We start from the raw sequence: 24,642 nt of genomic DNA, 5'->3' as shown, positions 1-24,642 counted from the left end.
GACAGAGCCGTTCTTTAGTAGGGCCGACACAAAAGCCAGACCCGAAAATACATGCCCTAATTCATTTACACCCTTGGGGTAATTCCATAGCCTTTCCCTAAAAGAAGAAGTTTGGCTTAAGGATGAGCAAATGAGTTACCAACTCGTTTTAGTTTTACTTTTAACCTCTTTGATTTCACTGCCCACATTTGCAGGGAGTTGTCCTGCGCTTATGCCCGGAAGTGATTCGCGGGCCGAGTGGCGATTAAGCAACCGGCAACCTTCAAGGGCCGTTGCCATTGTGGTTCACGGCCTGAATATTAATCCCGGAAAAATGCGCACGATTGAAAACGCACTTCTTGGCGACAGAATTGATGTCCTGCACGTCTCCCTTTCCGGGCACAACAACAATATCAATATCTTTAAACGAGTCTCTGCAAAAATGTGGGAAAGAGATACGCTAAGGGCCTATTGTCTGGCCTCACAACGTGCAAACAAATACAGTATACCGGTTTTTTATGTTGGCTTTTCTTTAGGTGGAGTCATGGGGGTTGCGATTTCCAGTAAGTATGAAAAAGTTCACTTTGATAAGATGGCACTTTTTGCACCGGCTCTTTCGATTCGCAGAGCTAATTTCCTAACGCGCCTTTTGAACAGCTTAAATCCCCTGGCCCTGATTCCAAATGTGATGAATCGCGACTATTATGCCAGCGCACTGGGCACTCCGGTTTCAGCCTATAAAGCGACGCTTGATACCAGTGCCTATCTGGCAAAGCATACCAATAGAAACCGCATCAATACCTCGACATTGCTATTTTATGATCGAAGAGATGAACTGATCAGTCCCACTGGAACCTTCGAATACATGCGTGCTCACCGACTGACCAACTGGAAGACCTATCAGGTTGAAAAACGACCTTTCAGTCGGGCCTCGAGGTTTCATCACATCATGATTGATCCGGCCTCTGTGGGTGAAAAAAAATGGGCCGACATGAAGTCCGCCCTGCTGAAACATTTTGAAGATTGACTACTATTCCATGCCGCAGGCTTTTTTCCATTCCGGCGTCGGCAGAATCATTTTTCTTTCTTTTAAGTCGAACAAACCAAATGTAAATATCGCTTCACTGGCAACACTGCCATCATCTTTGATCATCTGTTGCTTCATGTGACCGACTTTACCCTGATAATCCATGATGCTGGAAACAATGGTGATGGTCTCGCGCAGGCGAATCTCTTTTAAGAACTTGATGTTCACTTCCAGAATTACCGGCCCCTGCTGTATACGGTGAATATCTTTAAAACCAAAACCTCTGGGAGTGATAGCTTCCCAGCGTGCCTCCTCGTACAAAGACAAATAGGTGGCATTGTTCACATGTCCATACGAATCAATGTGCGTTTCCCGAATCAGAAGTTTGTATGATCCAAATTCTCCCATGCAGTCCTCTTTTCACTTTCTTACTTCAAAGCCTCGCGGATATGTGCCGACGCCAAATCAAGAATCCAAACCACCGCTGCAATCACCACAATGATGCAACCGACTTCGCGCCACAGGGCCTGACCTTGATACTGAATCAGCATTGTGCCAATTCCGCCTCCGCCCACCATCCCGATCACTGTCGCCATGCGAACATTGATGTCCCAACGATAGAGCGTAAATGAAATATACGGCAGAACCACCTGAGGGACAATCGCATACCAGACCGTTTGCATTTTACCGGCGCCCGTCGACTGAATGGCTTCAATCGGACCGTCTTCCACGGCTTCCACCATTTCAGAATATTGTTTTGCTAAGGAGGCCACAGAATGAATCATCAATGCCAGCATCCCGGCAAAGGGGCCAATCCCCACCCACACGGAAAAGATAATCGCCCAGATCAATGCTTCGATGGACCGAGTTACATTTAAGACCGTGCGAAGTATCAGATATACGGGATACGCAATCGAGCCGCTCATGATGTTCTTCGCGCAGACAAAACTTAATGCAAATGCAAAGGGAATCGCGATCGCCGTTGCCAAGAAAGCCATAAATACAGTTTCTACAATATTCAAAACCGCTTTGGGCAAAATCTCCCAATTGGGATTGAAAATTCCCTTAAACAGGCGAACCGCGCCTGCAAACCCATGTTGATCCAAAAGTTCCACAAACGAGAAATCCGTTTTTATCACCGCCACAGTCAGTGACACAAACAACAGCACCAGCAATTGCAGCCCCCAAAAACTGCGATACCAGGGGGATGCCTCTTTCGTCTGCAACTGTGAATCAAAAAGAATTCCGCCCAATGTTTGTATGTGCATGCGGCGCAACCCATACGCAATACCGGCACCGATCAGAACAAATCCAGAAATGAATAGCAGATCTGTTTGCAGACTCAAAAGCTGCTCTTCATGAGTGACGAACAACCCCACACTAAGCGAGCACAACAAAAATGCAACGGACAGGGAATCAAAGACTATTCGGCGAAACATCCTGGGCCCCTTCTCCGTAAATTTTTTGAAACCATTCCTGAGTGATTTCCTCGGGACGACCCGAGAAAACGATCGCGCCGTCTTTCAGGGCTATGACCCGGGTTGCATACTGGCGGACCAAAGACAAGAAATGCAGATTGGCGATAACCGTGATGCCCATCTCCTGATTAATTTTTTTCAGATAGTCCATCACCACATGGCAGGTGGCTGGATCCAAGGAAGCCACCGGCTCGTCTGCTAAAAGCAATTCAGGGTTTTGCATCAGTGCCCGCGCAATCGCCACCCGTTGCTTTTGTCCACCGGATAGTTGATCCGCACGCAAATGGGCTTTTTCAGAAATCCCCACAAGCTTTAGATTTTTCAAAGCTTCTGCTTTTTCCCCGGCCGTAAAAATTCCCAGCAGACTGGGCCAGGTTTTCTTTGCTCCTAATGCCCCCATCAAAACATTCTTTAAAACACTTTGTCTTGGAATCAGATTGAAGTGTTGAAAGATCATTCCAATTCTGCGTCGTAAAGACCGGATCTGGCTTGCACCGCTCAGGCGAACAACATCAGTCCCGGCAAAAGAGATATCACCGGCAGTGGAACTCTGCAGTCGATTCAGACAACGCATCAAAGTGGACTTTCCGGATCCACTTAAACCGATGACAACCAGGAACTCCCCTTTTTGCACATCAAAACTGACACCACGAAGAGCCTGAACTCCGTTGGGATAAGTTTTGCTTAGTCCCTTTACGGACAACAAGGCCTGACTCATTTACCACTCTCCGCCGGCAACATTTGCTTCAACATTTCACGAACACTGTCATAGTCCGCGTCCGTGGCTTTTTTTAGATTGGTAGCCCCTAACATCAGATCCAGGGATTTTCTTCCCTCCGGAGTCGCCACCCATTGCAACAGCACATCCACGATCTTTTCTTTCATTTCTTCCGGCATGTCTTTTCGAAACACGATGGGATCATTTGGAATCGGCTCTGAGAGCTCGATGATTTTTACTTTACTTTCAACATCAGGATACTGAAGTTTCACCAGTCGGCGGGCATCTTCGATGCGCCCGTCCTGAGGGGGACTGTAATAAGTCGCGCCTCCGTCCACTTGTCCCTGGTAGATCATCGACACAACCGCATCGTGATTCATCGCAAAGACGATTTCCTTAGGCTCGATTTTTTTATCTTTTAAAGTTTTAAGTGGCAGCAAATAACCTGACGTTGAAGCCGGGTCGACAAAGGCCATTTTCTTTCCGTTAAAATCCTTCAGCGTCTTGATGCCAGAATTGCTACCCGCCAACAGCTGAGATTGATAGGTTGCCAATCCATAGCGAATGACTGTCAATCGCGCTTCCACGCCGTATGATTTATGTGCCATATAATATCCGTATGTGTTTATCGTCGCCACATCCGCACGATTTGTACCGAAGGATTCCACAACAGCGACAAACGACTGCGGTACCGTAATCTGAAATTTATAAGGAGTAGCTTTTTCCAGGTAGTCCTTCAAAAGCTTGGAATTGTCAGCAAGGACCTTGGCATCCACAGAGGGAACCAGATGAAACTTAATGGGATTTTCCGCAGTACCCAAAGCCGCTTTCTTAAAATTGCAGCCCGTCGCGCTGAACACGAGTATCAGTAATGTGCAGTTCAAAAATAGCTTCATGAACCCTCCAGTGATATTCTAGTAAAGGACATGTTCCGTGTTAACAAAGTCTTTGCCTTAACTGGACCCTAACAGCTACGATGGGCCCATGATCGATCAAATTCTTGTCAACATTCAAACCTTGGTTTCAGAGGGCAAGAAGTGCCTTGTGGTGTTTGACCTGGATTCGACACTATTTGATGTCAGCCCTCGAATTGAAAAGATTCTGAAGGACTTTGCGGCAGATCCTGAAAACCAAAAAAAATTTCCCGATCAAGTGCCCCTGTTTGCAAATATTAAAATGGCCCACACGGACTGGGGTTTCACAAATGCTCTGCAACGTGCCGGGCTGGATGGACACCACCCTGCCTTTCAAGAAGCTGTTATGCAGTACTGGAAGAGTCATTTTTTTTCCAATAATTACTTGAAGTATGACAAACCCATCGACGGCGCCATTGAATACGTTAAGGCGGCTTTAAAAGCCGGGGCCGACATCGCGTATTTGACCGGCCGGGATGTGCATCGCATGGAGCCTGGCACTACGGCGCAACTTCAGCAGTGGAATTTCCCATTAGGCAAGCAGGCTGAACTTTTCGTTAAACCTGATAAGGCCATGGACGATGCGGAATACAAAACAGACTGGTTTTTGGCAGATTCCCGCAAAGATTACGCCAAACTTTATTTCTTTGATAACGAGCCCGTCATTTTGAATCTAATGGGCAAGAAATGTCCTCATGTTGAGAGCATTTTTTTTGACAGCACCCACTCCGGCAAGGCAGAACCACCTCCTGACCTGCCACGAATTATGAATTTTGTTTTGAATCAAAGGAACTCCTAATGTTGTACCTTGTAGCAACTCCGATCGGCGACACCAGTGAAATTTCATTGCGAGCCTTGCAAATCCTGAAGGATTGCGAAGTCGTGATTTGCGAAAGCACCAAAGAGGCCTCCAAACTTTTGCGTGTACACGGAATCACAGGCAAAACCTACGAGGTTTTGGATGAGCACTCCACACCTGATGACAAGGCCGCGCTGGTTCCATTGTGTGAAAAGAAAATGGTGGCTTTGGTCACCGACTGCGGAACTCCTGGTTTCTGTGATCCGGGTGCAGACCTGGTTCGCTTGTGTCGTCAAAAAAATATTCCAGTAAAATCAGTTCTGGGCGCATCTGCCTTGATGGGGCTTTTATCGTTAAGTGGACAACGCCTGGACGAGTTTCTTTTTCGCGGATTCATCCCCGCGGAAACCGAAGCACGTGCCAAAGCCTTGCGCGAGTTAACCAAAGAAAAACGCGCCATCATTTTGATGGACACTCCTTACCGTCTTAAAAAAATGCTGGGGGATATGAAAGATCATTTTCCCAATCGGCGCATGCTGCTTTCCTTGAATTTATCCCAGGAGGATGAATTGAATCTGGAAGGCACCATCGACCAAATCTCGAAAAAAGTACCTTTCGACAAGGCAGAGTTCATGCTGCTTTTGTACCCTGCATGAGCCATCTTCCAGTTGATGATTTTATTCCTGACATCAAAAGCCAGTTTCAAAAAGGTTTGAATCTGGTTTTAACAGCAGCCCCTGGTGCTGGTAAAACAACACGTCTGCCGCCTGCTCTATTGGATGTGGTAAAAGGAAAAATCATTGTACTGGAACCACGTCGTATGGCGGCTATTGCGGCCGCTCATCGCATTGCCGATGAAAATGGCTGGACTGTTGGTGAAGAGGTCGGCTATCAGGTGCGCTTTGCCAATAAGACTTCTGCTAAAACACGTTTGATATTTATGACCGAAGCACTGCTAGCGCGACAAATGCTGGATGATCCGGAATTATCTGACGTGGATCTGGTTATACTGGATGAGTTTCACGAAAGATCCCTGCATGTCGATCTGTCTTTGGGACTGCTGCGCGAACTTCAGGAACTGGGTCGCGAAATTAAACTCTTGGTTATGTCGGCAACCCTGGAGGCAGAAAAGATCTCCAGCTACATGGGGAATGCCCCGATCGTGTCGGTGCCAGGAAAATTATTTGATCTGGAAACGATTTACCAAAAGAACTCCCAGATTCTACAAACCTTCCCGGTGTTCTTTGATAATCTGGCTCAGACAGTTCGCGAAGCCGCCGGCAAATCCAACAAAGACATTCTGGTATTCCTGCCCGGCGTTGGTGAAATTGACCGCGCTAAAAATGCCTTGGAAGACTGGGCCGCTGGAAAAAGTATTGATTTGGTACCACTGCATGGCTCACTGAACCTTGATGACCAGCGCCGCGCCTTACAAAAAGGACAGCGTCAGCGCATCGTGCTTTCCACTAATATTGCAGAGTCATCCGTCACGCTGGATGGTGTTGCCACAGTCATTGATTCCGGCCTGGCAAAAAATATGAAGCAGGATTATCGCACAGGATTTTCCCGTCTGGAACTGGGTCGCATCAGTCTGTCCAGTGCCATTCAACGTGCGGGTCGCGCGGCCCGACAATTTCCCGGCGTAGTTTATAAAATGTGGACCAAAGTGGATGAGCACTCATTCGCAAAAAGCGAGACAGCTGAAATTCAACGAGTCGATCTGACCGAGAGCCTGCTTTTTCTGGCAGCTCAAGGCGTTTCAGATTTTCAAAAGTTTTCGTGGTTTGAAAAACCAAGCTCTGCAGCCATCGAAAAAGCCACGCAGTATCTTATTTTGTCTGGTGCCATTGATCGCGAAAATAAAATCACAGCCCTAGGCCGAAAGATTCTGCATTTTCCGCTGCCTGTTCGATTGGCGAAGCTGATGTTGGTCGCCGCTGACCGGAACTCCCTGGAATTGGGATCGGAACTTGCCGCCATTTTACAGGAACGGGATTTCATTCGTCGTGAAGCCCAAAACTCGTTTCAGGGTGACAAGACCGAGTGTGACCTGACGGTGCGCCTGGATCTTTTGCAGCAGTTTAAAAAATCCGGCAAAGCCCCGCGGGAAGCAGGATTCATGGCCTTGCAAACTGTCTCGCAATCTTCAGCACAGATTTTAAATCTGGCAAAAAAACTGGGGCCCGTCCAAAACCTAAAACCAGAAACATCTGACATGGAAATGCGCACGCTGTTGCTGCGATCCTTCCCGGATCGCCTGTGCCGTCGTCGTGGTCAATCCGACCGTGCCCTGATGGTCGGTGGACGTGGTGTAAAACTTCAAGCCGAATCCCTGGTGAAAACTTCGGACTTTTTTGTCGCCCTTAATGGTGTCGAAGGCAATAGCGATGCGGAAACTATCGTGAGCCTGGCTTGTGGTTTTTCGAAGGAATTTATTCTGACTCATTTTAAAAACGAGATTCAGAAAATCCGTGATCTGACTTTCATTGAAGACAAGGGACAGTTTTTCGTTCGCGAATACCGTTCACTGTTTGGCTTAGGCCTGGAAGAACCTTCACTGCTACCCGCATCTTCACAGGACGTCGAAGAAAAACTCCCCCAGGTTCTGGTGGAAAAGTGGTCTTTGGTTTTAAAGAACAATGAAAAATTGGGGGAGTGGTGGGAGCGTCTGGAGTTCTGGAGCAGACACCTGCAATCGGCAACCTTTGAATCTGAGTTCAGTTTTTCCGAAGATCAACTGGAAGCCTTCAAGCTGGATGCCTTTACTCAGGCCAGTATGGGTGAAAAGAAACTGCAAACTGTCTTTGAAAAAGATCTGGTGTTTTTCTTTGAATCCGTTTTTCCGCAGGATTTCGTTCGTTCCTTCAACAAGGAACTTCCTGCACGTATTACGGTTCCCAGCGGCAGTCAGATCAAGGTGATTTATCCACCTGACAAGGCCCCTTATCTGGAAGTTCGTATTCAGGAAGTTTTTGGAATGATGGAAACTCCGAAGGTTTTATTCGGAAAAACACCTTTGACGTTTCATCTTCTGGGGCCGAATTTCCGTCCCGTGCAAGTGACGTCAAATTTGGAAAGCTTCTGGAAGAATGGTTACCCGGAAGTGCGAAAAGAACTTCGTATTAAGTACCCGAAACACCAGTGGCCCGAAGACCCTGCCGATGGCACCCCGGAAGCCAAAGGCCGCCGTCGTTTTTAACAGATTTTGGTCTTAGAATTGCTCCCCTAAAAAGCAGACATTTGAAGTGAGTTATAAGTCAGGCCCATTAGTTTTAATGGCCCTGGCTGTTTAATGCGTAGACACCCGGAACGCAAAAAGGGGCCTTTGTGCGACTAATGAAAACAACATTCATAACCATGACTTTCAGTCTGTTAGGTCTGCTGTTCTTTTTCAGCCCCTCGGCTCACGCCAAGGCCCTGTGCGAGAATGTCTTTAATGATGTTCGGGAGTTTACTGAACGCGAAGCCTTGATCGCCGATCCCGCCCTGAAAGTTCGCTATCGCCACGTGGAAATCGACAAACGCGAATTCTTCGTGTCTGATGTCATGGGAAAAACCGATGATATTCTGTTGAGCTTTGCACCTTTCGGGCATGCCTATATCGTGAAGGACACAACTCGCCTGGATGGAAGTGTGTTGAGCAGAACCCTGGTCAATAATCACATGGCTGAGCTGGATGCTGGCATCGTGATACGCATTAAACGCGACGGATTAAGCAGTGATTTCTTAAAGGAATACAAAAAAGCTTGGGGCATCACCTGTGCCAAAACAGCGTGCTCGGCTCTGTCAAAGGTCGACCTGTTTGCAGGTCCCGAAGCGAAGCAATATTTCACGCCCGAGGCACTACTAACAACTATTCTGCAAAAGGGAATTTACGACAGATCCGGAAACGCGGTTCCGTTTGATGTGTACTACATCGGCAAATTCGATTTGCCAGTAACACTTCGTCGTCTGACGGAATCCAGTGCAACAATCAAAAAAGACCAAGTGACCAAGGCCGCCGTTATCGCGACGGGTGTGACTACGATCACAGCCACACTGCTTTACCTATTTAGCCTGGAAGACGACACCGAAAAATCTCCAGCCGGCAGCGCACCCTAAAAAAGGCAAAAAAAAAGGGAGCTTTTTCAGCTCCCTTTTCAATCATAATGATTTTATTCAGACTACCCACGAAGAGAGTAGTAAGAGATCACTAGACCTGGATCGAACGAGAATGGAACTGCTTCCATGTTCGGTTCGTCGATCAAACGACCTGTCTCTTCGCCGCCTTTTTCTTCTTTCGTCATGAACGTTGGAAGTGGAAGACGAGGAGCTTGCTTCGCAGACATGTAAACTTGGTTTTGGTAAGCATCTGCTTTCAAAGAGACGATATCGCCAACTTTGATGATTTGAGAAGAGATGTTTACTTTCTTACCGTTCAACATAACTTTACCGTGAGAAACCATTTGTTTCGCTGCAGCGATAGAAGGTGCGAAACCAAGACGGAATACAACGTTATCCAAGCGTTTTTCCAACAAGTTCACCAAAGACTCAACCCAGTTAGAGTTAGAAGATTTTTGAGCTTTAGCGATGATACGACGGAATTGCTCTTCACGTAGTCCGTAGTGGATACGGATTTTTTGTTTTTCTTCAAGTTGAAGACCGAACTCAGAGTATTTACGACGGCGTTGACCGTGTTGACCTGGAGGATATGGTCTTCTTTCCAAAGCACCAGCTTTGCCCAAGCCCGGAAGCTCAGTCATAAGACGTCTTTGAAGTTTAAAGCGAGCAGCTTTGCCTTTTCTTTTCATATAAATAAGTCCTTTTTAAAGCGAGCTATCGTGATAATGGAAATGCCTACCTGTTGAACAGGATTTCCTCCCAATACATTCTAATTGAAAACGTATTGAGAAAGCACTCTATCTTCACGAAATGCATACTAAGTTTTTGCCGCGGTAAAATCAGATAACCTATGGCAACGGCGGGTCCTTGTCGTATTTCCATATGTCGCGATTTTCACTCAACATTCCACAAAGCCTTTGCTAATGCAACTGCCATGAAGCGACTTACAAAACTTACTATTATCTCGATCCTGGCGGTTTCTGCGGTAACGCAGGCCAAAACCACGACGCTTCTGTTCTGTAAAGACATCTCCCAGCCCGACCTAAAAAGCCTCACAATTCAGGAAAACTCCAATATCCAGCAACCCGGCCTTCTGGAGCTGATCGAAGAACACAAAGACGGCAGCACCAAGGAACTTTATGCCATGGAAAACGACTATGAAGAGGGTTGGATTCCGATGTCCCCGAATGAAGGAACTTCCAGAGTTCTTATTCGCAAGGAAGGTAAATGGACGGTTGCCCAGAATAAAGGCGACTACCGGGTCTTTAACGAAGCGACTTGTGTAAAGTAAATTTCAAAGACAGTTGATAGGAAGCCCTCCACATTTTAGGGAGGGCCCCTGAAGCCAGCCTACCAAGCGGCAAGGCGGCGGCGACGGTTTCTCTTACGGACCGGAGTAACAGTACTTGTACTATCAAGTTGAGTGGTCGTAGGAGCCGTTTCTTCTACCTGTTTCATAGCCGAACTCCTTTCGTGCTAGTTTCAATCACACCAGCCGAATTGGCCAATGTGGTTTAGGTACTCCCCCATTATCTCAGAGCCACGGAGCGTCAAGCGACAGTTTTAATATTAGTTTTTGATCATGAAACCGAATTGCAAATGGATGTGAGGGTATTCGAATTGGAGCCCGAAAAGGCTTCGGCCTGGTTTAAACACTACGCGTTGCGTTGTAGATTCTCTTTCTATTCTTTAAAGAACAGGTCTTTGACGACCCAAAGAGGCCCCACCAGCAGGAACTGCAGATCCTTGAAAAAGGACGGCTTTTTACCCTCTATCTTATGGCCATAAAACTGCCCTATCCAGGCAAGCACGAAGATCACGACCAGCCACAACCACAGTGGTTGCAAAAACATACCCAGAAGATAAAGCAGAACGTAGCACACGACCAGTTGCCCCAGCATTACCATCAGGGGCTTCATTCCCAAGGTGGAGTACCAACCCAAGGCGATCGCGATAAACAACTCACCCAGGCGGATGGGGCCCATTTGCACGGGAATTTGCAATAGCAATCCCACGACCGAAAAGAAGATCAAAGGGACACAGATTTTATGAATGATTTGATTCGTACGATTCTGATGACTTTCGCTGTATTCAGCAAACCAGTCCTGCAGAGTCATGACTTAACCTGCGCAATGGGACCGATGACCGTGGCACCGGCTGGCACCTCTTTCACGACCACAGCGTTGGCACCGATCATGGCACCATCACCAATCAGAATAGGTCCCAAAACTTTGGCCCCTGCCCCGATCATAACTTTATTGCCGACAGTGGGATGGCGTTTTACCGGGTCAAACTTAATTCCACCCAAAGTCACACCGTGAAAAATAATGCAGTCATCGCCGACAACGGCAGTTTCACCGATCACGACACCGAAGCCATGATCAATCACCAGACGACGCCCCAACTGAGCGCCCGGATGAATTTCAATTCCTGTTAACCAACGGGAGATCTCTGCCACCAGGCGTGCCAGAAAAAACAGTTCCGCTTTATAAATAAGATGCGCAAGACGATGCAGGATCAAAGCTTTGGGACCAGGATAGAGTAAGGCGATCTCCCAACGAGATTTAGCCGCAGGGTCATAGGCCTTATAGGTATTCAACAAAGCTATCAAACGATTCCACAAACCAAACATCAATACTTCTCGTTCAAATCATCAAGGAGGAAATAACGATCAAATAATTCGTTATAGCGAGACCACTTCTCGCCCGAGCCGCGTTCACCATCCACAATGGACTTCAGGGTCGCAACTTTGCTGTCAAGGTCATCGACCATTGCGATCAGCATTGCTTCCATGAATTTGGGACGCTTCGGAGAACCGTACTCCAACTTACCATGATGACTCAAGATTATATGTTTACAAATATCGCGAAGTTCTTCGCTGAACCCCAGGATGCGAGCTGATTTTTTATCTATAAGCTCGCAAGCCAGTTGCATGTGCCCCAACAAACGACCGCGGTCCGTGTAGGAGACACCGTTATCATAAGATAGTTCCCAGATTTTTCCGATATCGTGGAAGATTGCTCCAAAGAGCAGCAGATCCCGATTCAGGAATGGATAGTGGGAGCCCATAAAGTCCATGATTTTGCAGATCGAAAGAATATGCTCAAGCAGTCCGCCCACCCACGCGTGGTGAATGGATTTTGCCGCCGGTGCACGCAGGATGCGGGGACGAATCTCCGGATCCTCCAGCGTATCCAAAACAAGTTGCTTCAGATGATCATTGCGCATTGTGCGCACCAGGTTGATCAGCTCAACCAGCATGTCTTCCGTATCACGTGCTGCCTTAGGAATGAAATCCTCGAAGTTTACTTCGGAATTTTCCACGCGCTCCAGACGATGAATTACCAGCTGTTTGCGATTTTGAAACAACTGCACCAGGCCTTTTACTTTCAGCACATCGCCCGTTTCAAACTGACGGGCCAATTCTTCAACGCGATCCCAAAGACGGGCATCAATGGATCCCGTCGCATCACCCAACTGCAAACCCATAAAAGGTCGGCCGTTTTTACCCACGCCGACTGTCTTTTCCTTCACCAGGAAAAGCATTTCGACGGTGTCTTTATCTTGAAGACTATGAACGTTTTTTTTGTCCATCAGGGTGCCTCACAAAAAAGATTCTTATGGGCTGGATCCACAAACGAAACCTGCGCCACATAAACAGTGTCACCTTTTTCTGCCGAGAACAAGAAAGTTCCCCCCAGCACAGTGATGTGTCGTTCACGAGTGGTGTTGACCTTCAGGCCCTCACCCTTCATCGCCAGATTGTATTTGGTTGTGATATCCAGAATCTGATTGCAGCCTGCTCCATAAACTATTTCACCCAAACGTCTTTTGCGCGCATGGCTGACGAAAAGTACTTTGCTTTGTTTGGCTTCGGTAAACGCCGGAAATTCAAAGCCCACATAAAAAGAACCCTGACGATCATTTACGTACTGGGAGAGATCAATCTCTCCTCCCCCGCGGGGAAGTTCGAATTTGATGGCTTCTTCTTTTAGTACGCCGGGATTTTTATCGACTAAAAACACTGTGACGTCTGAAAAAACGACTTCCTTGGTGCTGGATTCCGCTTTCTCCGATCCCTCGCCGTGACCTTCACCATGAGCATCTGGAGCCGCTTGAAAGGTCAGCATATCCCAGGCTTTCGTGGGAATTTTTAAATCAGGCGGCACGTCTTCGAACTTAACGACTTTGTATTCTTCACGATGATAGCCGCCAGGATCCTTGGAACATCCACTTAAAATTACGAAAGCACTCAGGATGAAAAGCACAAAAGGCTGATTCATTAATCAGCCTCCAGTTGATCCCGCATTTCTAACAGGGGTATAAACGTGGGTTCGGCTTGAAGTCCCGCCCGAGTATAGTTAGAGGCAGCGTTTCGGTCTTTACGTTTCAGCACAACCCAGGCCAGACCGTAAAGGGCTGGTCCCGAGGCAGGATTCTTTTCGTAGACTCTGGTGAAAGCACCTTGTGCACAATTCACATCATGATTGGCTATACAAATATCACCCATCAAACGGTCACGAACATTTAAACTTGTCAGCTCAGGCATCTTTAAGATCGCGAGTGCTTCAGGTGCCCGCCCCATTTTTTTCAAATAGGCGGCTTGAGCAGCCAGCACATAGGGATCCTTGGGACCTTCGCTGATAGCTTCTTTCAAAAGCTTGTCAGCATCGGTGTCGCGATTGATTTCCATCAGACAAATCGCACGAACGGCTTTGAATTCTGCTGAGGGAATACTGCGGGCATAAACTTCGCTGCAATATTTTTCCAGATAATCCCATTGAGTGAAGCGCCAGTCGACATTCAAAGAGTGCGTGTAATGCTTTGAAGTACCCGGAGTTTCATTCAAGAACTTTACGATGGCCTGGTTCATGGCATCCACGTCACCCATGAAATTATAAGAATAAATCAGGAATAAACTAAGCTCTTGGCGCAACAAATAAGCCTTATTCAAGGCGTGTTGTAAATCAGCGACCACATTTTTCAGATAAGACAGATCGGATGTGGCTTTTGCCACTTCCATGGCCGCCATCGAACGACCATAGATCGCCATGACATTGCCCGGATCTTTGCTAAGCACGTTTTCGAACTTGCGCATAGCTTCGTGGTAATTGCCCTTTTTCATTTCGACGATCGCCAGGTTCAATCGCGCAGCAATATTAAACGGCTCATGACCAATTGCTTTTTGCAACGTGTTCTCGGCCTCTTTTAAATCCCCGTCCATCATATAAGAAACTGCGATTCCCAGGTAGGCATCCACAAGATCGCCACGCTGACGGTTTTCCTGAACGATGGCTTTTTCCAGAACACGACGACCTTGCAAAGTCTGACGATCTTCAGAAATCAGTACTGGCGCCATTTGAATTTGCGTGTCCAGATCTGGTTCTTTAATCATGGAAGCGGCTTTATAAGACTGTAGGGATTTATCATATAAGCCCACGCTCTTATAGCGAATAGCCTGCGAAACCAATTCATCATAGTTGCCAGAGGTTGCTGATTGACGATTCCCCAGTGTCACATAAATACCGAGGGCGACAACGGCAGCAATCCCCATCACGGCCCAACGAAGGGCATTGGATTGCTGGCGAATTTTACCCTGAACTCGGGCATCATGGGCCGTGCCGTAGCTGACACCCGCTCCCGGCAAGGATGATTTTGCCACAGGTCTTTCCGTCGCAGCAGAAATGTCCTTCATTTGCGATTGCACCGGCGGCACCGGAGTCAGTGTATGCTCTTCACGATCTACAGTCGGCTCCGTTTTTGTGAACGAAGTGTTGTGTGGAATCGATTGAGTCATGGTGTTTTCAGGTGAATTATCCTGCTCTTCTCGAATCGTGCGGATGATATCCATGAAACGTTGATTTTCACGAATATAGCTCCAGCGACCCACAGGAAGTCGGATTTCATCGATAATTGAAATTTGCCGAGTCTTCAGAAGCGTTGTAACTTCTTCGATAGAATATGGACCAAGCACTCTGGTTGAGGATTTAATTAGCCAAACTTTGTCTGTATTGGAAACCTCAACCGCCATACCTTAAAGCCCCTTCGTGAGGAGCAGTTTTAAATCGTCGTTGGTCAGCAATAGACCACCGCCGACATAGGCGGAACTGGCATCGTTCTTATTGAAGGCATCATTCCAGCCGGCATTTAGGTACAAACCACGATAGAAGAAGTAGCTGATATTTCCGCGCAAGTTTGTCCGAGTAAAATCGAAGGCTTCAACTGTTGCTCTCATCTTACGACGGAAGAAGTAGTAATCCACACCGAAACCACCGCCATTTTCGATCACGCCCCCTTTAAGAGTCAGATCCCAGAAATTTTTGGCGAATAGCAAAGTGAACTTCAGTTTGTTTTCGTATGTTTTCTTCTCGTAGTACTCGCCAGAATTTTGTGGCGGAGCCCCGCCCGAATATTGGTAACGGGTTGTTTCCACGACGCCCACCGGGTCATCCACAATGGCAAGGTAGTAGTAACGATCCAGGCCCGGTTGGATTTTCACACCCACCGTCGTTTTCCAGTTACCAACTTCACCCAGATAGTCTGTTCTGAAATCGAAAGCTGTTTCAATACTGTTCGCAGCACCGACCATGTTGTTAAGACCATCAATGGCGCTGTCGACTTTTTCGGCCGTCGCTTCGTCACTGATAAGCTTACCGATCGTGCCCTCACCGCGATTGATTTTGCCGGTGATTTCATCCAGGTTTTTCATAGTTTCAGACAAACGCGCCCAGGTCTTTTTGATGCCTGTGTCACTGTTGTCGTTCATCACTTCACGCAGACTTGATGTGATGTCGTGAACCTCGTCCACGATGTCGCCAATCTTGTCTTTGTTTTCGGTCGTCATTTGCGCCAGATCCTGAGTGATCGTTTCCACGTTCTTCACGATGCGACCCAAGATGTGATTGCGTGTGCCGTTTTCAGATGTTGCCTGCTCCAGGTTCTTTGCCACAGCTTTCAGCGAAGATGTCACTTCACCGACTTGCTGAACCAGATTTTCCAAAGAGCCACCGGCTTTAACGCTAAGAATTTGTGCATTGTCAGGAAGTGGCGGGTCTGTTGGTGAGCCTGGATAAACCTCTACGTGGGAATCCCCCAGGATACCTTGAGCTTTGATTTCAATACCTGCAGAAGTCGTCAAAGGAACGTCGGACTTCACCGTGATATCAACGCGCGCCTGTCCATCTTGCAACCGGATGTCTTTAATGACACCCACCGGGATACCCGCTGAACGAATTGCTGAATTTTTAACCAGACCACCGGCATTTGGAATCAGGAACCAGGCTTTTTTGGAGCGACCAAGATACGAAGGATCTTCGCTGACCTGCATGGACATGACGGCAATCAGTGATCCTACAATGATCACTAAAAGACCTACTTTAAACTCTGCAGCGCGAAGCCAATTCATTGATGTTTCATCCCTTTATTCACAAACCTCTTAACCAATTCAATATCGGTATTAAAGAAGTCCTCTGGAGTCCCGAATAGTAAAACCCTGCCACTATCCAACATCGCGATATGATCCGCAATCCTAAACGCAGCGGACAAATCATGCGAAACCATGATTGATGTCAGTTGCCCATTACGTTGCCTATGTGTCTCCAGTATCAAATTATCTACCATTTCAGTCAGAATGGGATCTAAACCCGTGGTCGGCTCATCATAGATCAGGATTTCTGGATCTAGGGCGAGAGCTCGAGCCAAACCCGTCCGTTTTTGCATACCGCCGGATATCTGGCTTGGAAGTTTTCTGTAATGCTTGGGGTCCAGCCCGACTTGATGAAGTTTGTCTTCAGCAATACGAAGGACTTGAGTTTCCTTCAAGTCCCGCCGGTGCTCGAACAACGGAAAACAGACATTTTCCAAAACCGACATATCATCAAACAATGCCGCAGATTGAAAAAGCACCCCGAACTTTTGCCGAAACTTGGTGAGTTCGTCCTCGTTCATCTGATTCAAATCCTGACCCAAAACTTCTATGGAGCCTGAGGTCGGTTTATACAAACCCAAAAGATGCTTTAGCATCACGCTTTTTCCGGTTCCGGAAAATCCAATAATCGCCGTCAGACTCCCCTTTGGAATTTCAAGATCAATACCTTTAAGAATGAAGTCATTACCATCAAAGGTTTTTTTCAGATCTTTTATTTGTACAGCCGGTTGCTTGAACATTATGAAATCCCCATCAGGCTGTAGTAAAGACGGATCAAATTTGTCAGGAAGTAATCCAGCATAATGATCATGACCATGCTTTGAACAACGCCCTGATTAGTGGCCTCGCCGACGCCTTTTGCTCCACCGGTGGTGTTGAAACCACGGTACGTGCAAATCAGCGCAAAGAAAATTCCGAAGACAGCTCCTTTGATCAGGCCCTCGTTGATATGCTTCACTTCAATCATGTCGCGGATTTTTTGCCAGAAAATGGCTTCATCCAGCTGCACGATCTTCACGCATAAAAACCAGCTGCCCATCATCGCCACGAAATCGAAAACCGCAGTCAACAATGGCATGCAAATGAAAGCCGCCACCATTCTTGGAGAAATCAAGTACTGCTTGGTATTCACACCCATGACTTCCAGGGCATCAATTTGTTCATTCACACGCATTGTACCCAGGCGAGCCGCCATGGCTCCTCCGGCACGAGCTGCCACGATCAATCCCGTCAATACCGGACCCAACTCACGGGTAATCCCCAGAGCCACAACAGGTCCCACCATGTTCACGGCATTAAACATTTTAAATCCCAGATAAATCTGCATCGACAAAGCCAGACCGGTAAATCCTCCCGTCAAACAGATGATCCAGATCGACTGATTTCCGATGAACTCCATGTGCTTGATGATTTCCGGAAATCGCGAGGGCTTGGCAAAAATCAGACGGACACTTTCATGGAAGAACAGCATGATGCGACCGGTTTCTTCCACAAAACTGCGGAAAAACTCGATGACCGAGGCGCCGATCCAGGAAATCCCAAAAGCTGCTTTTTGCACCAGTCCCTGTGAACTCACGGAGTCTCCTTACCGATGTAAACACGAGGCACACGCTCGCCCACACTGGTGAGCATTTCATAGGAAATCGTATGAGCCTGGCGTGCAAGTTCGTCCGCTGAAAGTTCATGACCTTTCAGATCACCACCAAAAAGGATGACTTCCTGATCTTTATAAAGTTTCAGGTCGCCCTTCACCACGTCAGTCACATCGACCATCAGATAGTCCATGCAAACGGTTCCCACCACCGGAACTTTATGACCGGCAAACAGCACATGGGCCTGATTGGAAAGAAGACGGTGATATCCATCGCCGTATCCGATCGAAATAACCGCAATCACGGAATCACGTTTTGCCGTCCACTTTGCGCCGTAAGAAACGGTCTCGCCCGCTTTTACTTCGCGAAGATTGTTCACCACAGATTTTAAATTCATCACAGGTTTAAGACTGGCCACCGGAGGGTGCCCCAAGGAACTATAACCATAGATCATCAAGCCAGGACGAAGTCCCCAGTTCTGCAAATACAGCGGATGATTTTTATCCTGCTGACCTTTTTGCTCCATCTCCAGCAGGTTCAAAATCCCCGAGCTGTTCAGTGCATGACAGAACACGTTCATGGATTTGAAAACTTCAGATACTTTATTCAGCTTATGCAGTTGCTGCGCGCTGGTCTGATCTGTTTCCAGAGCATTTTCACCAATGTAAAGATGCGTGCACAGTGCCTTCACTTCGATGTGCGCATGACCATTCAGACGATCAAAAACTTTTTGCGCTTCTTCAGTGCGGAACCCCAGACGATTCATGCCGGTATCAAACTTCACATGCACGCTAACTTTTTTGGTCGCGACCTGCTCTAAAGCTTCGATCTGATCCCAGGTACTGACCACGGCAGTCATGTTGTTATCGAGGATCGCCTTGGCTCCCTTGGCATCAAAACCGCGGAATACCAGAATATCCACTTTCACACCGGACTGTCTTAGCAACAATCCTTCTTCAATCAGGCAGACGCCCAATTGTTTGATGCCCAGCTTTTCAAGATGCAACGCAAGCTTAACGTCACCGTGACCATAGGCATTGGCTTTGACCATCGGACAAAGGAACCTGTTCGGAAACGCCTTTTGCAAGACACGTATGTTATGTGTCAGGTTATCTAAATTAATTTCCGCAAAAGTTTTTCGAAACATTTCCATTAAAACTACTAATCCTATTCAGCCGGAATTTCGAATTCAGGCTTGTGACTTTCAGGGGCTTTGTACAAGCAAATCTTGTTTCCACCCTTATCAGCAATATGCGCCAAGGCCTTCCCTGCAGTTTCATCCAATGTTTTTGGAGAATCACACAAAGAAGGGTACTCGCTCACTCCCAGACTGATCGACACTTTCATTCCGTTATCCAGGAAAGTGCTGCCCTCAACCACACGACGAACTCTTTCAGCTCGAAGTGCAGCCCCCTTTTTAGAGCAATGAGGCAGTACCATTGTCAACTCATTGGCCGCCGTTCTGAAGTTCGTATCGTTGGTCCGACTGGATTTAGAGATCACAATTGCCAGTGATTTAAGCAATTCGTCTCTCACCGCATCTCCCAAAGATGACTCGATCTCATAAAAATCATCCATCGAAATTTTCACGATGGCCAATGGCTGTTTCAAACGACGGGCGCGAGCCACTTCGTCTTCAAGAACTTTAACATAGTGATTGCGATTATAGAGTTCTGTGACGAAATCTTGGACTTCCAGCGTGTCGACTTTCTTTTCCAGAACAAAATGTGAGTAACAAAGATTAAACAGGGTGTACTCATCATTCAGCTGGGCCACAGCCTGGGCATCCAATCCACCGGAATATACGAAAAGTCCTTCCAATTGATTGCCGCCGTAAAGCGGAATCGCCTTCGGTGGCTTTAAGTGGAAGGCTTCCGTCAGTAGCTGCGCAAAACTTGGCGGAATCAACCCCAATGCCAGTTGCGAGCCCAGGTCTTTCATCTCATCCGTCGTCAGCTGAGCACCAACACCCTGAATTTGCGCGGAATCAATTCCGTTCGCATGAGTCGCTACGAAACTGCGAACCGAAGGAAGAAATTTGAAAAAGACGCAGCGACTTTCAGAAATGCCGTTCAAAAATCTTTGAACCATGTCTTCTTTGCTTTGAGCAGAACGATAGTCAGCGATACGCATCGGGTAAGCCGGACGAGCGGCCTCTTCCTCCTGATGCTTCAGATTTTTCAGTGCTTCCTGCTGAACAGATTCCAATTCTTGCTTTGAAGCTTCCAGGTCATCGATCAGCTGCTCATTCTGAAAACTAAAGTACAACTTTTCGCAGGCTCGATCCACAGCCCACAGGACCCGGGATTCCAAAGCCACTGCCTCGTCTGAAATCACATCCATGAATCCAAAACGTTGATATTGTGAAAGAATATCAAACTGCCCCAAACTTGAGATCGCGATGAAACGAATTTCATCGTTGATCTTTTGCACATGGACCACGAAGTCACTTAATGCACCCGCCATTGTCGCCGTCCAAAATACCAGCAAATGCGGCGGACTGTCCTTAAGACGCTGTTCTAATTGCTCGGGGTCCTGGATGAAATACGCATCATAGCCCGCCTGCGAAAGTGAAACTTTCGCAGCAGCACCCTGATCCACATCAGTGGTGAAAACGTAAATGGTAAATTGGGAGCTATGATCGCGAATGTCCAATTAAGTCCTCTTTCCAGGTCTGCGAATTTCAACTTGATAACTGTCGGCTTTGGATTTGCGAACCGGCGCAAGGCCCGCTGATGGTGCATTAATCAAATTCACCGGTGTGAATTGATCATCCACCGCAGAGGATACGATAGTTTTATCTTCGGAAAAATCAGCTTCACCAAATTCCACTACCGAAGCCGGAATTGGTTTCTGCGAGATCGCTGGTTCAATCACTTCCGGAATTGGGGTCATTTCGTCAGCAACGGCGGCAGCTTCCTCTGGCATTTCCAAAAGTTTATCGATGTTCACATCCAAAGGCGAATGGTTGCCAGTTGATGATTGCATTTTCACCTCTTTGAATTCGGATTCGGCAGCTTCACGGTGCGGAGACTCGTCACGAAGCTGCAGGACTTCACCTTGAATTTGAATTTTCTCGACAACAGGCGCTGGAGCCGCGATCGGAGCCGGCGTCTCTGCTGTCGCTTTCGGCGCTTTCATGACACTGACGGATTCCTGTTTTTTGAAGAGGATGGAAACCTTGGCGCCAAAGCCGCGTTGAGATGTCACCTTCACTTCAGCATTGTGCTCTTTCAAAACACCAAAGGCCGCCGATAATCCCAGGCCCATATGATTTTTAAAGGAGCGCGTGGTAAAAAACGGATCGAATATTTTTGAAAGATTTGCGGAATCAATGCCTTCGCCGGAATCTTCAAAAGTCAGATGAACTCCGGAAGCGTCCTCGAAAAGATCAATGGTCAGTTCTTTTTTCGGCATGCGCTCCATGGCTTCAATGGAGTTCGTGATGATATTTTCGAAAGCTTTAACCAAAGCATCGGCGTGTAAATCCAGCGTACTGGTTTCCTGGAAATTGCGAACAACCTTAACGCCTTTGTTTTGCAGTTCAGACTCCAGAGATTTTAAAGCGCGCGCCAAAGGCCCCTCCACTTTCATGGAGTTCTTTTCTTTGATCTCTTCGCCGGCATAACCCAAAAGTTTGTTCAGCACTTCGCGGGCGGCGCGGGTTTCGCGCAGGATGGAATCCGTATTTTCAACAATTTCACCCTCTGGATGTTTCGCCAGAATCATTTGCGAGTACCCCAAAATAGAGCTTAGAGGTCCACGCATCTCGTGCGCCAAAGCCGAAGCCACACGCATGGAAGTCTGAACTTTTTCATTCTGTGCTGTTTCGGGATCAGCCACCACAGACTTAACCGGTACCGGTGCTGCAGCTGCCTGCTTTTGCGCCTTCACCAGATCCGTTTCCAGTTTTTCAATTTTGTTTTCAGCCGGGGCCACCACCCACAATACCGCAGCGATCCCCACAAGAACCAGGCCCATGCCCATCAACAGGAACTGCCACCACAAACCCGTGCGACCCTTCAGGGCTTCTGTCAAAGGTGCGGAACTTAGCACCCACAGATTCGTGTGTGGAACTTGCTCGAACATTCCGAAAACCTGTTGCTTGTTGGTGCCAGCAACCACACCACCACCATGCGTGGCTCCGTTTTTAGCGATTTCTTTGTACATCGGATCATCGCGCATCACAGTGCCAAGATATTCCGGAATGGTGTGACCCACCGTCAGACCATAGGTCGTCACGATAGAAAATGAACTTAGGCTGCCGCGCTCTGAATCCACTTGTGATTGAAAAATTTCACCGGAGCTGAAAAGCGCATAGCCGCGATTCCCCTCCATCACAACCACCGCAACATATCTTCCGCGATTGGTATCCTGAAATGGTTTGATAAAAAATCTCATATCGTTGGTGCGATTTTCAATTTTACCCAAGGCCGCTTTAACAAAAGCCGGGTTCCAGTTTGCAGCTTTGGAGTTATCACGCGTGATAAGCACTTGAGGTTCGATTTCCGAGCCGTTAATGGCTACTGACGCCACCGCATAATACGGTGCCAGAGAAGACCAGTTGATACGGTTTTTTTGAAAACTATCGGCATTGAACGTGGCAACCAGTCTTTGCAGAGATTTAAGCTCCCCCGACAGAGAACGGGAAATGGAACTGATTTGAGTGCGTGTTTGTGCCTCAACCCAACTCATGCGATCGCCGTATACGAAACTATCTGTTCGCCACAAAACAGCGCCAATAAATAGCGCCGCGACTGCGATCAACACTGCTAGGAGTTTCACTTTCATTGAGCCTGTTCCTTCCTGTCACATCTCTAGTACTCGCCGCGGACTAGCGCACGCCTGAGCCTTTGATTTCATTGTAGTTTTAGAAACTGGTAAGAATCAAGCAAGACTCCTTTGCCAAAGGCACTAAAAGGAATTAGAAAGTCAGCATTATGAGTACCCACCGCAGTGACGTTTTGATTATTGGCTCTGGCTCTGCCGGTCTTGCCCTCGCTCTGAAAATGGCTTCCCAGGGAAATGTCATTGTCCTTGCCAAGGAGAAGATGACCGACACCAACTCCTCGATGGCACAAGGTGGGATTGCGGCCGTCATGTCGGATGAAGACAGTTTTGAGTCCCATATTCAGGACACCTTGGTCGCAGGAGCCGGCCTCTGCAAGGAAACAGTCGTCAATAACTACGTCCACCAAGCCCCTGAACGCATTGAAGATTTACTAAACTGGGGAGTTCATTTCGACCTTCGCAAAAAAGGCGGCGAAGAAGCCGACGAGATCGATTTGACGCGCGAGGGCGGACATAGCTTCCGTCGCATTCTTCACTTCGAAGACCAAACCGGCTTGGAAATTCATCGCACACTGTTGGCGCGTGTTCGCGAAAATAAAAACATCACTCTGATGGAACGTTTTAATGCCATCGATCTGATTGTGAATAAAGAAGTCGATCCCAACGACATGAATCCCGTCACCTGCATTGGCGCCTACGCGTTGGATAAAAACTCTGGCGAAGTGCACACATTTGTAGCAAAAAGCACGATCCTTGCCACTGGTGGAGCTGGAAAAGTCTATCTGTACACCTCCAACTGGGGCGGCGCTACCGGAGACGGAATCGCCATGGCTTACAGAGTGGGCGCACGTATTGCCAATCTTGAGTTCATGCAGTTCCACCCGACTTGCTTGTATGATCCCAGCTCCCGCAACTTTCTGATTTCTGAAGCCTTGCGCGGTGAAGGCGGTGTATTGATCGACGCCAAGGGCGAACCGTTCATGCACAAGTATCACAAACTCGCATCCCTCGCACCACGTGATGTGGTCGCACGCTCCATCGACAAAGAGATGAAACGCACGGGTGCTGAATGTGTTTATCTGGACATGACCAAACTGGATGCCGACTTTTTGAAACAACGATTCCCCACGATCTATGCAAAATGCATGGAGATGGGAATTGATATGACCAAGCAACCGATTCCTGTGGTTCCCGCTGCCCACTACCTGTGCGGCGGCGTTCTGACAGATGAATCTGGTCGCACGGATATTCCAGGTCTGTGGGCCATTGGTGAAACAGCCTGCACGGGATTGCATGGAGCAAATCGCCTGGCCTCCAATTCCCTTTTGGAATGCCTGACCACCGCGCACAACTGTTCGGAGCAATTGAAAGCAGGCTGGGCTGATTCCAAATTCTTCCCAACCGCTCCCAAAGCCTGGACACACCCGGAAGAGTCCAACGATGACGAAATGATTGTAATCTCCCATATGTGGGAAGAGATCCGTCGTCTGATGTGGAATTATATGGGAATTGTCCGCTCCAACAAACGACTGGAACGCGCTCAACATCGCTTGGAAAACATTCTGACGGAAACCAAGGAATACTATTCCAACATGAAAGTTCACTCGGACATTCTGGAGCTGCGTAATATTGCGATTGTTGCCAGCCTGTCTGTGGAGTGTGCGCTTCGTCGCCAGGAAAGTCGTGGCATCCACTACAATATCGATTATCCCGAGCAACAAGACCCGCCTCGTGACACTATTGTCGTCCGCGGATTGATCTAGACCTAATACCGGGCCCCGAATGAAAAAAGAACCTTGTTTTCACTTGGGGCAAGC

At 47.7% G+C, this 24,642-nt stretch carries 23 protein-coding genes; 7 read left to right on the top strand and 16 right to left on the bottom strand.

The features are described 5' to 3' along the window. Positions 1-130 precede the first annotated feature (130 nt). On the top strand, positions 131-1,006 hold the full coding sequence (locus ACLVWU_RS03400) for an alpha/beta hydrolase (protein ID WP_413577332.1): 876 nt from the start codon (positions 131-133) through the stop codon (positions 1,004-1,006). Between the two features lie 3 nt (positions 1,007-1,009). Here the strand turns inward: ACLVWU_RS03400 and ACLVWU_RS03395 are convergent, their stop codons facing one another. Genes ACLVWU_RS03395 through ACLVWU_RS03380 form a run of 4 tightly spaced genes read right to left on the bottom strand, consistent with a single transcriptional unit; the run spans position 1,010 to position 4,098 of the window. Further along, on the bottom strand, positions 1,010-1,414 hold the full coding sequence (locus ACLVWU_RS03395; protein ID WP_413577330.1) for an acyl-CoA thioesterase: 405 nt from the start codon (positions 1,412-1,414) through the stop codon (positions 1,010-1,012). A 20-nt stretch (positions 1,415-1,434) separates the two neighbouring features. After that, entirely contained in the window at positions 1,435-2,445 is a 1,011-nt protein-coding gene (gene phnE, locus ACLVWU_RS03390) for a phosphonate ABC transporter, permease protein PhnE (protein WP_413577329.1), read from the bottom strand. Beyond that, positions 2,423-3,202, bottom strand: a complete 780-nt coding sequence (gene phnC, locus ACLVWU_RS03385) for a phosphonate ABC transporter ATP-binding protein (protein WP_413577327.1) — start codon at positions 3,200-3,202, stop codon at positions 2,423-2,425. Before phnC ends, phnE begins: the two co-directional genes overlap by 23 nt. Beyond that, positions 3,199-4,098: a phosphate/phosphite/phosphonate ABC transporter substrate-binding protein gene (locus ACLVWU_RS03380; RefSeq protein WP_413577324.1), complete on the bottom strand. Its 900-nt coding sequence runs from the start codon at positions 4,096-4,098 to the stop codon at positions 3,199-3,201. Before ACLVWU_RS03380 ends, phnC begins: the two co-directional genes overlap by 4 nt. Before the next feature lie 88 nt (positions 4,099-4,186). On the opposite strand from ACLVWU_RS03380, the gene ACLVWU_RS03375 reads away from it, so the two are divergent. The 4 genes from ACLVWU_RS03375 (at position 4,187) to ACLVWU_RS03360 (ending at position 9,016) form a co-directional block, all read left to right on the top strand. Beyond that, positions 4,187-4,915 carry an HAD family hydrolase gene (locus ACLVWU_RS03375; RefSeq protein ID WP_413577322.1) on the top strand — a complete coding sequence of 243 codons (729 nt, stop codon included), beginning with the start codon at positions 4,187-4,189 and terminating at the stop codon, positions 4,913-4,915. Beyond that, the gene (locus ACLVWU_RS03370) at positions 4,915-5,571 is read left to right on the top strand and encodes an SAM-dependent methyltransferase (RefSeq protein ID WP_413577321.1); all 657 of its coding nucleotides are present in this window, start codon (positions 4,915-4,917) and stop codon (positions 5,569-5,571) included. The genes ACLVWU_RS03375 and ACLVWU_RS03370 overlap by 1 nt, the downstream gene beginning before the upstream one ends. Continuing rightward, positions 5,568-8,114 (top strand): ATP-dependent helicase HrpB, encoded by a 2,547-nt coding sequence (hrpB, locus tag ACLVWU_RS03365; RefSeq protein WP_413577319.1) that lies wholly within the window; start codon positions 5,568-5,570, stop codon positions 8,112-8,114. The genes ACLVWU_RS03370 and hrpB overlap by 4 nt, the downstream gene beginning before the upstream one ends. A gap of 137 nt (positions 8,115-8,251) precedes the next feature. After that, positions 8,252-9,016 carry a hypothetical protein gene (locus ACLVWU_RS03360; RefSeq protein WP_413577317.1) on the top strand — a complete coding sequence of 255 codons (765 nt, stop codon included), beginning with the start codon at positions 8,252-8,254 and terminating at the stop codon, positions 9,014-9,016. Positions 9,017-9,078: 62 nt separating this feature from the next. Here the strand turns inward: ACLVWU_RS03360 and rpsD are convergent, their stop codons facing one another. Beyond that, positions 9,079-9,705, bottom strand: a complete 627-nt coding sequence (gene rpsD / locus ACLVWU_RS03355) for a 30S ribosomal protein S4 (RefSeq protein ID WP_413577315.1) — start codon at positions 9,703-9,705, stop codon at positions 9,079-9,081. 245 nt (positions 9,706-9,950) lie between these two features. Here rpsD and ACLVWU_RS03350 point away from each other — a divergent pair, with 245 nt between their 5' ends. Beyond that, on the top strand, positions 9,951-10,307 hold the full coding sequence (locus ACLVWU_RS03350; protein ID WP_413577312.1) for a hypothetical protein: 357 nt from the start codon (positions 9,951-9,953) through the stop codon (positions 10,305-10,307). Between the two features lie 391 nt (positions 10,308-10,698). On the opposite strand, the gene ACLVWU_RS03345 is transcribed toward ACLVWU_RS03350, so the two are convergent. Genes ACLVWU_RS03345 through ACLVWU_RS03295 form a run of 11 tightly spaced genes read right to left on the bottom strand, consistent with a single transcriptional unit; the run spans position 10,699 to position 22,825 of the window. Next, a complete protein-coding gene (locus ACLVWU_RS03345) occupies positions 10,699-11,133 on the bottom strand; it encodes a DUF962 domain-containing protein (protein WP_413577311.1) in 435 nt (144 codons plus the stop codon). Further along, complete coding sequence (gene cysE, locus ACLVWU_RS03340) at positions 11,130-11,648, bottom strand: serine O-acetyltransferase (protein ID WP_413577309.1); 519 nt, start codon at positions 11,646-11,648, stop codon at positions 11,130-11,132. Before cysE ends, ACLVWU_RS03345 begins: the two co-directional genes overlap by 4 nt. Further along, positions 11,648-12,610, bottom strand: a complete 963-nt coding sequence (locus ACLVWU_RS03335; protein WP_413577308.1) for a 3'-5' exoribonuclease YhaM family protein — start codon at positions 12,608-12,610, stop codon at positions 11,648-11,650. The genes cysE and ACLVWU_RS03335 overlap by 1 nt, the downstream gene beginning before the upstream one ends. Then, positions 12,610-13,299, bottom strand: coding sequence for a hypothetical protein (locus ACLVWU_RS03330; protein WP_413577305.1), 690 nt, complete (start codon positions 13,297-13,299; stop codon positions 12,610-12,612). The genes ACLVWU_RS03335 and ACLVWU_RS03330 overlap by 1 nt, the downstream gene beginning before the upstream one ends. Next, positions 13,299-15,047: a tetratricopeptide repeat protein gene (locus tag ACLVWU_RS03325; RefSeq protein ID WP_413577304.1), complete on the bottom strand. Its 1,749-nt coding sequence runs from the start codon at positions 15,045-15,047 to the stop codon at positions 13,299-13,301. Before ACLVWU_RS03325 ends, ACLVWU_RS03330 begins: the two co-directional genes overlap by 1 nt. A gap of 3 nt (positions 15,048-15,050) precedes the next feature. Then, positions 15,051-16,421 carry an MlaD family protein gene (locus tag ACLVWU_RS03320; protein WP_413577302.1) on the bottom strand — a complete coding sequence of 457 codons (1,371 nt, stop codon included), beginning with the start codon at positions 16,419-16,421 and terminating at the stop codon, positions 15,051-15,053. Beyond that, positions 16,418-17,182, bottom strand: coding sequence for an ABC transporter ATP-binding protein (locus ACLVWU_RS03315; RefSeq protein ID WP_413577300.1), 765 nt, complete (start codon positions 17,180-17,182; stop codon positions 16,418-16,420). The genes ACLVWU_RS03320 and ACLVWU_RS03315 overlap by 4 nt, the downstream gene beginning before the upstream one ends. Then, positions 17,182-18,018: an MlaE family ABC transporter permease gene (locus ACLVWU_RS03310; protein WP_413577298.1), complete on the bottom strand. Its 837-nt coding sequence runs from the start codon at positions 18,016-18,018 to the stop codon at positions 17,182-17,184. Before ACLVWU_RS03310 ends, ACLVWU_RS03315 begins: the two co-directional genes overlap by 1 nt. After that, on the bottom strand, positions 18,015-19,181 hold the full coding sequence (alr, locus tag ACLVWU_RS03305; protein ID WP_413578762.1) for an alanine racemase: 1,167 nt from the start codon (positions 19,179-19,181) through the stop codon (positions 18,015-18,017). The genes ACLVWU_RS03310 and alr overlap by 4 nt, the downstream gene beginning before the upstream one ends. 20 nt (positions 19,182-19,201) lie before the next feature. Further along, complete coding sequence (locus ACLVWU_RS03300) at positions 19,202-20,689, bottom strand: GGDEF domain-containing protein (protein WP_413577296.1); 1,488 nt, start codon at positions 20,687-20,689, stop codon at positions 19,202-19,204. Next, positions 20,690-22,825 (bottom strand): ATP-binding protein, encoded by a 2,136-nt coding sequence (locus ACLVWU_RS03295; RefSeq protein WP_413577294.1) that lies wholly within the window; start codon positions 22,823-22,825, stop codon positions 20,690-20,692. It abuts the gene before it with no gap. Between the two features lie 149 nt (positions 22,826-22,974). On the opposite strand from ACLVWU_RS03295, the gene nadB reads away from it, so the two are divergent. Then, positions 22,975-24,588, top strand: a complete 1,614-nt coding sequence (nadB, locus tag ACLVWU_RS03290; protein ID WP_413577292.1) for an L-aspartate oxidase — start codon at positions 22,975-22,977, stop codon at positions 24,586-24,588. Positions 24,589-24,642 lie beyond the last annotated feature (54 nt).

The organism is Bdellovibrio sp. HCB290 (genome assembly GCF_047305925.1).
Lineage (GTDB): Bacteria > Bdellovibrionota > Bdellovibrionia > Bdellovibrionales > Bdellovibrionaceae > Bdellovibrio.
The sequence above is the reverse complement of the archived record's forward strand: the minus strand, read 5'-3'. Positions and strand labels throughout refer to the sequence as shown.